This is a genomic window from Nocardioides sp. SYSU D00065 (assembly GCF_017916425.1).
GTDB lineage: Bacteria > Actinomycetota > Actinomycetes > Propionibacteriales > Nocardioidaceae > Nocardioides.
This window is the reverse complement of the sequence record NZ_JAFMSX010000001.1, coordinates 1,379,558-1,393,618: the sequence shown is the minus strand read 5'-3', so window position 1 is coordinate 1,393,618 and position 14,061 is coordinate 1,379,558. Positions and strand designations below refer to the sequence as shown.

The window sequence follows — 14,061 nt, the reverse complement described above, 5'->3', positions numbered from 1 at the left end:
CCGCAGTCCACCTCCCCCCAGGGCCCCGGCCTGACCACCTCCGGCGCCACCGGCACCCTCGACACGGTCGCCCACGCCGCCATCGACGCCGAGCGCGAGCAGCCGTGGGCCGAGCTGGGCCTCAAGGCCGACGAGTACGCCCGGATCCGCGAGATCCTCGGCCGGCGTCCGACGAGCTCGGAGCTGGCCATGTACTCGGTGATGTGGAGCGAGCACTGCTCGTACAAGTCGACGAAGGTGCACCTCAAGCAGTTCGGCGAGATCCCGCAGGAGACCCCGGTCGGCCCGATGCTCGCCGGCATCGGCGAGAACGCCGGGGTCCTCGACATCGGCCAGGGCTACGCGGTGACGTTCAAGGTCGAGAGCCACAACCACCCGTCGTTCGTCGAGCCCTACCAGGGCGCGGCGACCGGCGTCGGCGGCATCGTCCGCGACATCCTCGCCATGGGCGCGCGGCCGGTCGCGGTGATGGACCCGCTGCGCTTCGGCCCGCTCGACGCGCCGGACACCGCCCGCGTGCTGCCCGGGATCGTCGCCGGCGTCGGCGGCTACGGCAACTGCCTCGGTCTGCCCAACATCGGCGGCGAGGCCGTCTTCGACGAGACGTACGCCGGCAACCCGCTCGTCAACGCGCTCTGCGTCGGGGTGCTGCGCCACGAGGACCTCCACCTGGCCAAGGCCTCCGGGGTCGGCAACCAGGTCGTGCTCTACGGCGCTCGCACCGGCGGCGACGGCATCGGCGGAGTCTCGGTGCTGGCCAGCGAGACCTTCGACGCCGACGGCCCCGCGAAGCGGCCGAGCGTGCAGGTCGGCGACCCGTTCATGGAGAAGCTCCTCATCGAGTGCACCCTCGAGCTCTTCGCCGCCGGCGTGATCGCCGGCATCCAGGACCTCGGCGGCGCCGGGCTCTCGTGCGCCACCTCCGAGCTGGCCTCGGCCGGCGACGGCGGCATGCACGTCGAGCTCGACCGGGTGCCGCTGCGCGACTCCACGCTCGCCCCGGAGGAGATCCTCATGAGCGAGTCGCAGGAGCGGATGATGGCGGTCGTCGAGCCCGCCGACGTCGACGCCTTCCTGGCGATCTGTGCGAAGTGGGACGTCGAGGCCGTGGTGATCGGCGAGGTGACCGACACCGGCCGGCTGCACATCGACTGGCACGGCGAGCGCGTGGTCGACGTACCGCCGCGCTCGGTGGCGCACGACGGGCCGACGTACCAGCGCCCGTACGCCCGCCCCGACTGGCAGGACGCGCTCCAGGCCGACCGGGCCGAGGTGCTGCCGCGGCCCTCGTCGGGCGCCGAGCTGCGCGAGACGGTGCTGCGCCTGGTGGCCAGTCCCAACCTCTGCGACAAGTCGTGGATCACCGACCAGTACGACCGCTACGTGCAGGGCAACACGGTCCTCGCCCAGCCCTCGGACTCCGGCATGGTGCGCGTCGACGCCGAGACCAACCTCGGCGTCTCGGTGGCCACCGACTGCAACGGCCGCTTCGCGCGGCTCGACCCCTACGCCGGCGCCCAGCTCGCGCTGGCGGAGTCGTTCCGCAACGTCGCGACGGGTGGCGCGCGGCCGTTGGCGGTCTCCGACTGCCTCAACTTCGGCTCGCCGGAGGACCCCGCCGTGATGTGGCAGTTCGCCGAGGCCTGCCGCGGCCTCAAGGACGCCTGCCTCGAGCTCGGGATCCCGGTCACCGGCGGCAACGTCAGCCTCTACAACCAGACCGGCGAGACGGCCATCCTGCCGACCCCCGTCGTGGCGGTCCTCGGCGTCATCGACGACGTCACCCGGCGCACCCAGACCGGTTTCGTCGCCGCGGGCGAGGAGGTGTTCCTGCTCGGCGAGACCCGCGAGGAGCTGTCCGGATCGGAGTGGGCGCACGTCGTGCACTCCCACCTGGGCGGTCTGCCGCCGCGGGTCGACCTCGCCGCCGAGCAGGCGCTCGCCTCGCTGCTGCAGGACGCGGCGCGCGACGGTGTCGTGACCAGCGCCCACGACCTTGCCGACGGCGGGCTGGCCCAGGCGCTCGCCGAATCGGCGTTCCGGCACGACATCGGCGTCTCGGTCTCGCTGTCGGAGGTGTTCGACGACCCGTTCGTCGCGCTGTTCTCCGAGTCCACCGCGCGCGCCCTGGTGACGACGACCGACGCCCAGGCCGCCGCGCTGGTCGCGCTGGCCTCGCGGCACGGCGTACCGATCACGCCGATCGGTCGCACCGGCGGCGACGTCGTCGCGGTCGAGGGACTCTTCGACCTTCCGGTCGCCGAGGCCAAGCGGGCCTGGCGGGCCACGCTGCCGGCCGTGCTCGACGCCTGAGCGCGTCCTCTCGACCCGGCCGCCCCGGCCCGACCGGCCCCGGCCCGACCGGCCCCGACCGGCCCCGACCGACCCCGACCCGACCGGCCCCGACCGGCCCCGACCGGACCGGGGTATCTAGGGACGATTTGGTAGGCAAGACGGCTGTCCGACCGACCATTTCGTCCCTAGGTACCCGACCCCGACCGACCTGGGTCCGCCCGACCGGCCCCACCCGACAGGACCGGGGTATCTAGGGACGATCCGGTAGGCAAGACGGCTGTCCGACCTACCATTTCGTCCCTAGATACCCCGGGCCGCCGGCCCCAGTCCCAGGACGCCGACCCCAAGACGCCGACCCCAGGACGCCGCCCCCCCAGGCCGCCGCCCCCCAGGACGCCGACCCAGGACGCCGACCCCGGGACGCCGACCCCGGGACGCCGACCCAGGGCCGGAGACCCAGCGGCCGTCAGCTCGAGCGGCGCATCGCCCGTACGCCGACCGCGAGGCCGAGCACGGCGACGACGGCCGCGCCCGCGACGCCCTGGGCGACGACCTCCGCCGGGTAGGTGCCGGCGAAGAGGGCGCGGACCGCGTCGACGACGTACGTCATCGGGTTGAGGGCGGAGAGGACCTCGAGCCAGCGCGGCGCGCCGTCCATCGGCAGCAGCACCCCGGCGGTCAGCAGGGCGGGGAACAGCAGGGTCTGCTGGACCGTCCAGAACATCCAGTCCTGCCCCTTCGAGGCGAGCGCCAGCGCGAAGGACAGCGCCCCGACGCCGACGCTGAACACCGACAGGACGAGCGCCGCCACCAGGACGCCGCCGAGGTGGAGGTCGAAGCTGAACGGCGTCACGACCGCGACGATGATCGCGACCTGCATGAGCATCGGCACCACCTCCTTGAGCGCTCGGCCGACGAGCAGGGCCGGGCGGCCCAGCGGGGAGACCAGCTGGCGCTCGTGGGAGCCCGACTGCATCTCCTCCATGAGGTTGGCGCCGGTGAACGACGCGCCCATCAGGGCGGTCATGGCCACGATCCCGGGCACGAACCACTGGAGCGCGGAGCCGTCGGCCATCTCGGGTAGCAGTGGGGCGAAGAGGCCGAGGAAGACCAGCGGCTGGATCATCGCGAAGACCACCGCCATCGGCTCGCGCCACACGGGCTTGAGCTCGCGGTTCATCACGTTGACGGTGTCGGTCAGGAAGGTGCTCATGCGGCGACCTCGCTCTCGATCGGGGTGGTCTGCTGGGAGTCGGGGGAGCTGGCCTGCTGCGTCTCGCGCAGGCTGCGGCCGGTGAGGTCGAGGAAGACGTCGTCCAGCGTCGGCCGGGTCACCTCGACCCGTGCCGGAGGTACGCCGTCCGCGGTGAGGTCGACGAGCAGTTCGCCCACCATCGTCGAGCCGTCCTTGACCCGGAGGTCCACGGCGTCATCGGAGATCTCGACCCGCGAGTCCGGGATCCGCTCCAGCCGGGCGGCCGCGCGCGCGACTGCGGCCGCGTCGTCGAAACCGAGCCGGATGAGGTCGCCCAGCCCGCTCTTGAGCCGCGCGGCCGAGTCGTCGGCGATCACCCGACCGTGGTCGACCACGATCACGCGCCCGGCGAGCGCGTCGGCCTCCTCGAGGTAGTGCGTGGTCAGCACGACGGTGCTGCCGCTCTCTGCGTGCAGGCGGCGGAGGAGCTCCTGGAGGTTGGCCCGGTTCTGCGGGTCGAGCCCGGTCGAGGGCTCGTCGAGGAACAGCACGCGGGGTAGGTGCACGAGGCCCATCGCGATGTCGAGGCGGCGGCGCTGGCCGCCGGACAGGGAGGACACCTTGCGGTCGGCGACCGCGCCGAGGTCCAGGTCGTCGACCAGCTCGGCGGCGCGGCGCCGCGCCTCTCTGCGGGACAGGCCGTACGCGCGCCCCTGGCTGACCAGCTCGTCGCGGCCGAGCTGCCGGTGCCCGGCGCCGTTGCCCTGGCCGACGAAGCCGATGGCCCGGCGGACGTCGCGCTGAGCGGTGACCACGTCGAACCCGGCGACGCTCGCCGAGCCGGACGTGGGCGGGATGAGGGTGGTGAGCATGCGCAGCGTCGTGGACTTGCCTGCTCCGTTGGGTCCCAGGAAGGCGACGAGCTCGCCCTGCCCGATCTCGAGGTCGAGGCCCTGGACGGCCTCGACGGTCTGCTTGCGCGAGGTGAAGTGGCGGGTCAGGCCACGGGTCACGATCGCCGGTCCGGTTCGCTCTTTGCGGTGGTAGGTCATGCTGACGACGTTAGGCAGCCAAGCGGTCAGGTTCTGACCGCTTGGGCCACTAATTTGAGTGCATGAGCACGAGCGAGCGGATGCTGAGGCTGTTGTCCCTGCTCCAGAGCCACCGCTACTGGCCGGGACCGGAGCTGTCGCAGCGGTTGGAGGTCAGTCCGCGGACGCTTCGCCGCGACGTGGACCGGCTGCGCGAGCTCGGCTACCAGGTCGACGCGGTGCGCGGCGCCGCCGGCGGCTACCAGCTGCGCGCAGGCGGTTCCCTGCCGCCGCTGCTCCTCGAGGACGAGGAGGCCGTGGCAGTTGCGGTCGGCCTCCGCTCGGCGGCCGCCGGCTCGGTCGCCGGGATGGACGACTGGTCCGTGCAGGCGCTGTCCAAGGTGCTGTCACTGATGCCGCCGCGGCTGCGCCGCCAGATGGACGCGGTCGCCTCGCAGACCGAGTCGCCGGGGCCGTGGGAGGGAGCGCCGGTGGTCGACGCCGCGGTGCTCACCACGCTCGCGCAGGCGTGCCGCGACAGCGAGCTGGTGACCTTCGACTACGCCGCCCGCGAGGCCGAGGTGACCCACCGTCGGGTGGAGCCCCTGCGGCTGGTGTCCCTCGGTCGGCGCTGGTACCTCGTCGCCTGGGACCGCGACCGGACAGACTGGCGCAGCTTCCGGCTCGACCGGATCTCCGCCCCGGAGCCGACCGGCCAGCGGTTCCGCGCGCGCGAGCTGCCCGCGGAGGACGCGCTCGCCTTCGTCCGCCAGGGCATCCGGCGGATGCCCCAACGCCACGCCGTACGCGTGCGGTTGGCGATGCCCGCCGACACCCTCGCCGCCCAGGTGGGACGGTGGGGCACGGTCACGCCCGACGGCGCCGGCTGCGTGCTGGAGATGAACGTCGACGACCTGGACTGGCCGGTGATGGTGCTGGCCGGGTCGGGGGCCGACTTCACCGTCGAATCACCGCCCGAGCTGGCCGAGCGAGTCGCTGAGGTCGGGGCACGGTTCTCCCGGAGCGTCCCGGCCACGGCCTAGGCTCGCGGGCATGTCGCGTCTGCAGCCGGAGCGGATCACCTACGGCGACGACCCCAACCGGTGGGTCGACGTCCACCAGCCCGAGGGCACGCCCCGGGGCCTCGTCGTCGTGATCCACGGCGGGTTCTGGAAGGCGCAGTACGGCGCCGACCTCGGCGCCCCCCTGGCCGAGGACCTGGCCGCGCGCGGGTGGACGGCGGCCAACGTCGAGTACCGCCGGGTCGGCATCGGCGGCGGCTTCCCGCAGACGCTGGACGACGTGCACGCCGCCATCGGCGCGGCCGCCGCGCGGGCGGCCGGACCGGTCGTCACCCTCGGCCACTCGGCCGGCGGGCACCTGGCCACCTGGGCGGCTGCGCGCGGACGGTTCGAGCGGTGGGCGGGCGGCCCGAGCGTCACGCACGTGGTGAGCCAGGCCGGGGTGCTCGACCTCCGGGCGGCCGTCCGCGAGGACCTCGGGTCCGGCGCCGCCGCCGCGTTCCTCGGCGACGCGGACGAGGCGGCGTACGACCTGGCCGACCCGCTCGCCCAGGCGCCGCTCGACGTGCCCGTGTGGGCGGTGCACGCGCGCGACGACGACACCGTCCCCTTCGAGCAGGCCGCGACGTACGTCGACGTCGCCACCGCGGCAGGCGGGCAGGTCACGCTGGTCGAGGTGAGCGGCGGGCACTTCGCCGTGATCGACCCCGCGAGTGCTGCCTGGGCGGCCTGCGTCGAGGTGCTGGACTCGATCGCCTAGGTTCGAGGGGTGCCCGCCCGCCTCAAGGTCCTGACCCCCGAGCAGCTCGCGAGCGCCGACACCCGGGCGCTGGTCAAGCACTACCTCGCCGTCCTGGAGGAGCGTGCCCCCGGTCGCTCGGTGGAGGTCCGGGTGCCGCCCTTCGCCGCCGTCCAGGTCGTCCCTGGCGTACGCCACACCCGCGGCACGCCGCCGGCCGTCGTGGAGACCGACGCCGAGACGTGGCTCGCCTTGGCGACGGGGCGTACGACCTGGGCCGAGGCGCTCGGCTCGGGCGCCGTGGTCGCCAGCGGAGAGCGGACGGACCTCACGCCGTACCTGCCGCTAACCTCCGCCCCATGAACGTCACTTCCCTCGGCTTCCGCACCGACCTGGCGCTGCTGACCGCCACCGGCAGCGTCGTCGAGGACCGCGGCACGCACCTGGTGGTCCGCTCGCCGGACAACCCGACCTACTTCTGGGGCAACTTCTTCCTGCTCGCGCAGCCGCCGGTGCCGGGCGGCGAGCGCGAGGTGGTGGGCGCGTTCCACACCGAGTTCCCGACCGCCGACCACGTCAGCATCGGCATCGACACCGCCGACCTCACCGACGAGGCGCGGGCGGCGTTCGAGGCGGCCGGCCTCACCGTCGACGTCGCCACCGTCCTCACCGCCTCCTCGCTGCGGGCGCCGCGCGAGGTCGAGGCGGAGGTCCGACCCCTCGACGGCGACGCCGACTGGGAGGCCCGTGCCCTGCTCAGCCGACAGCTCTACCCGGAGACCCCCGAGGAGGCGTTCCTGGCCTTCGCCCGGCGCAAGAACGTCCAGGAGCGGCGGCTCGTGGACGACGGCCGGGGTCGGCGCTTCGGCGCCTTCGTCGACGGTGCGCTCGTCTCGACCGCGGGCATCTTCGTCACCGAGGAGGGAGTGGCCCGCTTCCAGAGCGTGGAGACCCACCCCGAGCACCGCCGCCGGGGTCTCGCCGCCGCGGTGGTGCACGCCGCCGGCCGGCACGCCCTCGACCACCTCGGCGTACGCACCCTCGTGATCGTCGCCGACACCGACGGCGAGGCGATCGGCCTCTACCGCGGGCTGGGGTTCGCCGACGCGGAGCGCCAGCTGATGATGGAGAAGCGCAGCGGCGCGTGGGCCTCGCCTGACGGGCGCTGAGGCCGGGGGCGGCAGCCCGTGTCGCGATCCCCGGCTAGCCGGTGAAACTTGCGCTTACCCGCTGAAGTTTCGGGGGTGAAGCTCGACTTTCCCCGGGTGTCCGGGGATCCCCGCCGGCGTACCGCCCCTCTCCCGCGATCCCACCTCGCCGCGCCAGCGCACCTGCTCCTAGGGTGGCGGCCATGACTGTCGACATCGCCGCTCGTCTCGCCGAGGTCATGCCCGGCATCCGCCGCGACCTCGAGGACCTGGTCCGCATCCAGTCCGTCTCCGCCGACCCTGCCCGCGCCGGCGAGGTGGAGCGCAGCGCCGAGGTCACGCGCGACCTGTTCGCCGCCGAGGGTTTCGACGCCGAGATCGTGCGCGCCCACGACGGCGCGCCACCGGCCGTCATCGCGCGCAAGGCCGGCCCGGAGGGCGCGCCGACCGTGCTGCTCTACGCCCACCACGACGTCCAGCCGGAGAACGACCACGCCGACTGGGACTCCCCGCCGTGGGAGCCCACTGAGCGCGGGGACCGCCTCTACGGCCGGGGCGCAGCCGACGACAAGGCGGGCATCGCCGCCCACCTCGGCGCCGTCCGCATCTTCGGCGACGACCTGCCGGTCAACCTCGTGATGTTCATCGAGGGGGAGGAGGAGGTCGGCTCCGACACCCTCGTCGACCTGCTCACCGCTCACAAGGAGCGGCTGGCCGCCGACGTCATCGTGATCGCCGACTCCGGCAACTGGGACATCGGCGAGCCGGCGCTCACCACCAGCCTGCGCGGCCTGGTGCGGATGGACGTCGAGGTCCGCACCCTCACCCACGCGGTGCACAGTGGCATGTGGGGCGGCCTGGTGCCCGACGCCATCCTCACGTTGAGCCGACTGGTCGCGAGCCTCGTCGACGACGCCGGCAACGTCGCGGTCGAGGGCCTGCACTCCGGTCCGGCCGCCGACGTCGAGTACCCCGAGGCCCGGCTGCGCGCCGAGTCCGGCGCGACCGAGGGCGTGCAGTGGATTGGCGAAGGTCCCGTCGTCGAGCGCCTGTGGACCAAGCCGTCGATCAGCATCACCGGCTTCGACGCACCGAAGGTCGAGGGCGCCTCCAACACGCTCGTCCCGGCCGCGCGCTGCCGCGTCAGCATGCGTATCGCGCCCGGTGACACGACCGCCAACGCCGTCGAGCGCCTGCAGGCGCACCTCGAGAAGCACACGCCGTGGGGCGCCACGCTCACCACGACGGTCGTCGACACCGGCGAGGCGACGCAGATCGACGCGACCGGGCCGGCGTACGACGCCGCGCGCGCCGCGTTCGCCGAAGCGTGGGACGGCACCGCGCCGGTCGACATGGGCGTCGGCGGCTCGATCCCGTTCATCGCCGAGTTCCTCGACGCGTTCCCGCAGGCCAGCGTGCTGGTCACCGGCGTCGAGGACCCCGACACCCGCGCCCACGGCGCCAACGAGGGCCTGCACCTCGCCGAGTTCGAGCGGGTCGTCAAGGCCGAGGCGCTCCTGCTGCGCAACCTGGGCGAGCTGCCGCGGGGCTGATCGCGCGAGCGCGGGGAGCAGCCCCGCAGCCCCGCGCGTCGGGTGGGCGGTGGCTGAGCCACATCGGGAGGCCTCGGGATGTGGCTGGCTCACCGCCACCCCGGCGACAAGGGCGCGCGCCGAGCGAGCGGTGGCCCACCCACATCAGCAACCGACGGAATGTGGCTCACTCACCGCTACCCCGGCGACAAGCTCCGCGCGCCGAGCGGGCGGTGGTTCAGCCACATCAGCAACCGACGGAATGTGGCTCACTCACCGCCACCCCGGGCGACGCGGGCGCGCGCCGGGCGAGCGGTGGCTCAGCCACATCAGCAACCGACGAGATGTGCTTCACTCACCGCCACCCGGCGACAAGCGCGCCGCACCGGGCGAGCGGTGGCTCACCCACATCACGAGCCCACGGAATGTGGCTCACTCACCGCCCCGCCGCGGCCCCAAGGCGCGCTCGGTAGCGTGGCGGCCATGTCGACCTTCAGGGCGCGCGACCGCTCCGCGGCGGTGCTCCGCTCGCCGCGGAGCGAGGTGTGGGCCGCGCTGACCGACGCCGACCTCATCGCGCGGCTCACGCCCTACGTCACCAGCATCGACGTCGACGGCGACCGGTGGACGTGGCGGATGGGGACGATCCCGGTGCTCGGCATCCAGGTGGCGCCGACCTTCACCGAGGTCATGCAGCTCGAGCCGATGGACCGGATCGTGTTCACCCACGACCCCGAGCGACCCGACGAGACGACCGCCGTGATGGGCACCTACCGGCTCGCCGACCACCCCGGCGGCGGCACCGACGTCAGCATCGACCTGCAGATATCCTGCAACCTCCCGCTGCCCGGCATGGCCAGGCCGGCCGTCGAGCGGGTGATGGCGCGGGTCGTCCAGCACATGGGCGCGGTCTTCTCTCGCAACCTCCTCAAGCACCTGGGCGAGGCGTCCTGATGCGGGTCCTGGTCCTCGGCGCGACGGGCTACGTCGGATCGCGGCTGGTGCCGTACCTCCTCGAGCAGGGGTACGACGTCGTTGCCGCGTCGTCGTCGGTGCCCGATCCGGACCGGTTCGGCTGGGACGAGCGCGTGCGTGCGATCCGCTGCGACGTCACCGACGAGCGGGCGGTCGCCGCGGCGCTGGCCGGCGTCGACGCGGTGGTCTACCTCGTGCACTCGCTCGATCGCGCCGACTTCCCCGACCGCGATCGGCTCGGCGCGGCGGCGGTGGCAGCCGCCGTCGCGCAGAGCGACGTACGCCGCCTCGTCTACCTCTCGGGCCTGGTGCCCGACGTCGCCGAGTCCGAGCTGTCGGCCCACATCGCCTCGCGCCTCGAGGTGGAGCGCATCCTGCTCGCGGCGTTCGACGGGGCCGCCGACGGGGCCGCCGACGGGGCCGCCCGGGGCGCCGTGGCGCTGCGGGCCGGGGTGGTGATCGGTGCCGGGTCGACCTCGTTCGAGATCGTCCGCCAGGTGGCCACGCTGTTCCTCGTGCAGCCGGTGCCGCTGTGGATGCAGAGCTCGGTGCAGCCCGTGGCGATCTCCGACGTGCTCCGGGCCATCGGCGAGGCGCTGCACGACGAGGACCTGCGCGGTGCCGTCGACGTCGGCGGACCCGACGTCGTCGCCTATCCCGACCTCCTGCGGGCCTGCGGCGCCGAGGCGGGCCTGACCCGCGTACGGCTGCCCGCGCCGGTCGCGCCGACCGGCCTCGTCGGCCTGGCGACGGCGCTGGTGACGACCGCCCCCTTCCACACGGTCACCGCCCTGGTCGAGTCCCTGCGCCACGACATGGTGTGCCGCCCCGCGCACACGTGGGCCCCGCGCGACGGCCGCCCGACGCTCGGGCTCGACGAGGCCGTCCGGCGCGCGCTCACGCCGGCGTACGCCGGTCCCGAGGGCGCGCTGCCGTCGGACCCCGGCTGGACGCGCAGCCACCCGCTGCTCGACGTCGTACCGCTTCCCGCCGCGGGCCGGGCCGCCGCCCGGCTGGCGCTGCATCGCGTGCGGTCGCTCCTTCCCGACTTCTGACGTCGGTGCGGCTCTGGAGCCATTCCCCCGTAGACTCGGGTGCGTGCCCCAGCCGACGAGCAAGCGGAAGGGCGGCGACGGCCGTCTCACCACGGCGATCGACCCCCACGACCAGGGCCCGCAGGACGCGTGCGGTGTCTTCGGCGTCTGGGCTCCCGGCGAGGACGTCGCCAAGCTGACGTACTTCGGGCTCTACGCCCTGCAGCACCGCGGCCAGGAGTCCGCGGGCATCGCGGTCAGCAACGGGCGGCAGATCCTCGTCTACAAGGACATGGGTCTCGTCTCGCAGGTGTTCGACGAGTCCACCCTCGACTCGCTGCGCGGCCACCTCGCGATCGGCCACTCGCGCTACTCCACGACCGGCGCCTCGACGTGGCACAACGCGCAGCCGACGTTCCGCCCCACCGGCGACGGCTCCATCGCCCTGGGGCACAACGGCAACCTCATCAACACCCACGAGCTGCGCGAGAAGGTCGCCGAGCTGCCCGGCCCCGCCGGCGAGCTCGACATCAAGGGCGTCGAGGCGACCAACGACACCAGCCTGGTCACCGCGCTGCTGGCCCACCACCCCGACACGTCGCTGGAGCAGCGCGCGCTCGAGGTGCTGCCGCAGCTGCGCGGCGCGTTCTGCTTCGTGTGGATGAACGAGGACACCCTGTACGCCGCCCGCGACCCCCAGGGCATCCGCCCGCTGGTCCTCGGCCGACTCGAGCGCGGCTGGGTCGTCGCCAGCGAGGACGCCGCGCTCGCGACGATCGGCGCGAGCGTCGTGCGTGAGGTCGAGCCCGGCGAGATGATCGTCATCGACGAGAACGGCCTGCGCTCGCACAAGTTCGCCGAGCCCGAGCGCAAGGGCTGCGTGTTCGAGTACGTCTACCTCGCCCGCCCCGACGCCACCATCAGCGGGCGCAACGTCCATGAGGCCCGGGTGGAGATGGGCCGCCGGCTGGCCCGCGAGTTCCCGGTCGAGGCCGACCTCGTGATGCCGGTGCCGGAGTCCGGCACGCCCGCCGCGTCCGGGTACGCCGCGGAGTCGGGCATCCCCTTCGGCCAGGGCTTCGTCAAGAACGCCTACGTCGGGCGCACGTTCATCCAGCCGAGCCAGACCCTGCGACAGCTCGGGATCCGGCTCAAGCTCAACGCCCTCGAGCACATGATCCGGGGCAAGCGCGTCGTCGTCGTCGACGACTCGATCGTGCGCGGCAACACCCAGCGCGCGCAGGTGCGGATGCTCCGCGAGGCCGGCGCCCTCGAGGTGCACGTGCGCATCTCGAGCCCGCCGGTCAAGTGGCCGTGCTTCTACGGCATCGACTTCGCCACCCGCGCCGAGCTCATCGCCAACGGTCTGGACGTCGACGAGATCGCCGCCAGCGTCGGTGCCGACAGCCTCGGCTACATCTCGCTCGAGGGCATGATCGAGGCCACGGACCAGCCGGCCGAGCGCCTGTGCCAGGCGTGCTTCACCGGCGAGTACCCCATCAAGCTGCCGGACGAGAGCCTGCTCGGCAAGCACCTGCTCGAGGCGACGCTGCAGTCGCCGACGATGGGCCGGGCGCTGCCGGTCCTCAACAACCCCTGACCCGCACCCGGCCGCCGAGGAGACACGTGACCGAGCCGACTGACAGTGCCCAGCCGCAGGAGGGGGCGTACGCCGCCGCGGGGGTCTCGATCGAGGCGGCCGACCGCGCGATCGACCTGATGAAGGGCTGGGTCGAGAAGGCTCGGCGTCCCGAGATGATCGGCGGCCTCGGCGGCTTCGCCGGGCTCTTCGACGCCTCGGCACTGACGCGCTACGAGCGTCCGCTGCTGGCCACCTCCACCGACGGCGTCGGCACCAAGGTCGCGATCGCGCAGCTGATGGACGTGCACGACTCCATCGGCTTCGACCTGGTGGGCATGGTCGTCGACGACCTCGTCGTCTGCGGCGCGGAGCCGCTCTTCATGACCGACTACATCGCCTGCGGCCGCGTCGTGCCGGAGCGCATCGCGGCCATCGTCAAGGGCATCGCCGAGGCGTGCGTGGTCGCCGGCTGTGCGCTGATCGGCGGGGAGACGGCCGAGCACCCGGGGCTGCTGGACCCCGACGACTACGACGTCGCGGGCGCGACCACCGGCGTGGTCGAGGCCAGCAGGCTCCTCGGCCCCGGACGCGTGCGTCCCGGCGACGTGGTGATCGCGATGGAGGCCAGCGGCCTGCACTCCAACGGCTACTCGCTGGTGCGCCACGTCCTGCTCGAGAAGGCCGGCTGGACCGTGGACCGCCAGGTCGACGACTTCGGCCGCACCCTCGGCGAGGAGCTGCTCGAGCCGACCCGCATCTACGCCAAGGCCTGCCTCGACCTCGCCGCGCGCACCGAGACCCACGCGATGTCGCACGTCACCGGTGGCGGGCTCGCCGCCAACCTCGAGCGGGTGCTGCCCGAGGAGCTGTCGGTGCGCATCGACCGCTCGACGTGGACGCCGCAGCCGGTCTTCGACGTGGTCCGCCGGGTCGGCGACGTGTCGCAGGCCGACCTCGAGGCGACCCTCAACTGCGGCGTCGGCATGGTCGCGCTCACCGCGCCGGAGGACGTGGACACCGCGATCGCGGTGCTCGCCGGGCACGGCGTACGGGCCTGGGTGGCCGGCGAGACGCGGGCGGACGACGCGCACGGCGGACGCGTGGTCCTGGAGGGCCAGCACCCCGGCTGGTGACGTTATTTCGTGCTCGCGGCGCGAAATGCGCCCCGCGGTGTGCGGGAACACCCAGCCCTCAGGTAGCGTTGGGCTCACGATATGTGACCGATCAGACCGGGCGCGTCGGGGTTCTCCTCGGCAGCCCCGGCCAAGTGTGCGAGGGGGTCGACCCTATGGGGCGCGGCCGAGCGAAGGCGAAGCAGACGAAGGTCGCCCGCGACCTGAAGTACCGGACTCACGAGACGGACTTCGGCGCGTTGGCGAAAGAGCTGCACGGCGAGGACCATCACTCCACGAGTGAGGTCGAGCCGGACGACGACGAGTGGTCGGACTACGCCGATCCTCGTCGGCGCGCAGACTGACTGATCGCACCACCGCCCGGGTGACCGGGTC

Annotated in this window: 13 protein-coding genes; 11 read left to right on the top strand and 2 right to left on the bottom strand. The window is 73.3% G+C overall.

Going from position 1 to position 14,061, the window contains the following annotated elements; genetic code table 11:
- Window positions 1-30: 30 nt before the first annotated feature.
- On the top strand, window positions 31-2,313 hold the full coding sequence (gene purL / locus J3P41_RS06625) for a phosphoribosylformylglycinamidine synthase subunit PurL (RefSeq protein ID WP_210649777.1): 2,283 nt from the start codon (window positions 31-33) through the stop codon (window positions 2,311-2,313).
- Between the two features lie 448 nt (window positions 2,314-2,761).
- On the opposite strand, the gene J3P41_RS06620 is transcribed toward purL, so the two are convergent.
- A complete protein-coding gene (locus J3P41_RS06620; protein ID WP_210649405.1) occupies window positions 2,762-3,508 on the bottom strand; it encodes an ABC transporter permease in 747 nt (248 codons plus the stop codon).
- Complete coding sequence (locus J3P41_RS06615; RefSeq protein ID WP_210649404.1) at window positions 3,505-4,542, bottom strand: ATP-binding cassette domain-containing protein; 1,038 nt, start codon at window positions 4,540-4,542, stop codon at window positions 3,505-3,507. Before J3P41_RS06615 ends, J3P41_RS06620 begins: the two co-directional genes overlap by 4 nt.
- A gap of 62 nt (window positions 4,543-4,604) precedes the next feature.
- Here J3P41_RS06615 and J3P41_RS06610 point away from each other — a divergent pair, with 62 nt between their 5' ends.
- From J3P41_RS06610 to J3P41_RS06565, 10 genes are all read left to right on the top strand, one after another.
- Entirely contained in the window at window positions 4,605-5,564 is a 960-nt protein-coding gene (locus J3P41_RS06610; RefSeq protein ID WP_210649403.1) for a YafY family protein, read from the top strand.
- A 10-nt stretch (window positions 5,565-5,574) separates the two neighbouring features.
- On the top strand, window positions 5,575-6,303 hold the full coding sequence (locus J3P41_RS06605) for an alpha/beta hydrolase (RefSeq protein ID WP_210649402.1): 729 nt from the start codon (window positions 5,575-5,577) through the stop codon (window positions 6,301-6,303).
- A gap of 9 nt (window positions 6,304-6,312) precedes the next feature.
- Window positions 6,313-6,645 carry a sterol carrier family protein gene (locus J3P41_RS06600; RefSeq protein ID WP_210649401.1) on the top strand — a complete coding sequence of 111 codons (333 nt, stop codon included), beginning with the start codon at window positions 6,313-6,315 and terminating at the stop codon, window positions 6,643-6,645.
- On the top strand, window positions 6,642-7,451 hold the full coding sequence (locus J3P41_RS06595) for a GNAT family N-acetyltransferase (protein ID WP_210649400.1): 810 nt from the start codon (window positions 6,642-6,644) through the stop codon (window positions 7,449-7,451). Before J3P41_RS06600 ends, J3P41_RS06595 begins: the two co-directional genes overlap by 4 nt.
- Before the next feature lie 182 nt (window positions 7,452-7,633).
- A complete protein-coding gene (locus J3P41_RS06590) occupies window positions 7,634-8,983 on the top strand; it encodes a dipeptidase (protein WP_210649399.1) in 1,350 nt (449 codons plus the stop codon).
- 462 nt (window positions 8,984-9,445) lie between these two features.
- On the top strand, window positions 9,446-9,916 hold the full coding sequence (locus J3P41_RS06585; RefSeq protein ID WP_210649398.1) for an SRPBCC domain-containing protein: 471 nt from the start codon (window positions 9,446-9,448) through the stop codon (window positions 9,914-9,916).
- Window positions 9,916-10,992, top strand: coding sequence for an NAD(P)H-binding protein (locus J3P41_RS06580; RefSeq protein ID WP_210649397.1), 1,077 nt, complete (start codon window positions 9,916-9,918; stop codon window positions 10,990-10,992). The genes J3P41_RS06585 and J3P41_RS06580 overlap by 1 nt, the downstream gene beginning before the upstream one ends.
- A gap of 43 nt (window positions 10,993-11,035) precedes the next feature.
- Window positions 11,036-12,571, top strand: coding sequence for an amidophosphoribosyltransferase (purF, locus tag J3P41_RS06575; protein ID WP_210649396.1), 1,536 nt, complete (start codon window positions 11,036-11,038; stop codon window positions 12,569-12,571).
- A gap of 26 nt (window positions 12,572-12,597) precedes the next feature.
- Window positions 12,598-13,686 carry a phosphoribosylformylglycinamidine cyclo-ligase gene (gene purM / locus J3P41_RS06570; protein ID WP_210649395.1) on the top strand — a complete coding sequence of 363 codons (1,089 nt, stop codon included), beginning with the start codon at window positions 12,598-12,600 and terminating at the stop codon, window positions 13,684-13,686.
- 83 nt (window positions 13,687-13,769) lie between these two features.
- The gene (locus tag J3P41_RS06565) at window positions 13,770-14,030 is read left to right on the top strand and encodes a DUF3073 domain-containing protein (protein WP_374192866.1); all 261 of its coding nucleotides are present in this window, start codon (window positions 13,770-13,772) and stop codon (window positions 14,028-14,030) included.
- Window positions 14,031-14,061: the final 31 nt, after the last annotated feature.

Coding starts and splice junctions, on each gene's coding strand:
- J3P41_RS06595 (WP_210649400.1), top strand. CDS start 6,642: ATGAACGTCACTTCCCTCGGCTTCCGCACCGACCTGGCGCTGCTGACC.
- J3P41_RS06580 (WP_210649397.1), top strand. CDS start 9,916: ATGCGGGTCCTGGTCCTCGGCGCGACGGGCTACGTCGGATCGCGGCTG.
- J3P41_RS06585 (WP_210649398.1), top strand. CDS start 9,446: ATGTCGACCTTCAGGGCGCGCGACCGCTCCGCGGCGGTGCTCCGCTCG.
- J3P41_RS06590 (WP_210649399.1), top strand. CDS start 7,634: ATGACTGTCGACATCGCCGCTCGTCTCGCCGAGGTCATGCCCGGCATC.
- J3P41_RS06610 (WP_210649403.1), top strand. CDS start 4,605: ATGAGCACGAGCGAGCGGATGCTGAGGCTGTTGTCCCTGCTCCAGAGC.
- J3P41_RS06620 (WP_210649405.1), bottom strand. CDS start 3,508: ATGAGCACCTTCCTGACCGACACCGTCAACGTGATGAACCGCGAGCTC.
- J3P41_RS06605 (WP_210649402.1), top strand. CDS start 5,575: ATGTCGCGTCTGCAGCCGGAGCGGATCACCTACGGCGACGACCCCAAC.
- J3P41_RS06615 (WP_210649404.1), bottom strand. CDS start 4,542: ATGACCTACCACCGCAAAGAGCGAACCGGACCGGCGATCGTGACCCGT.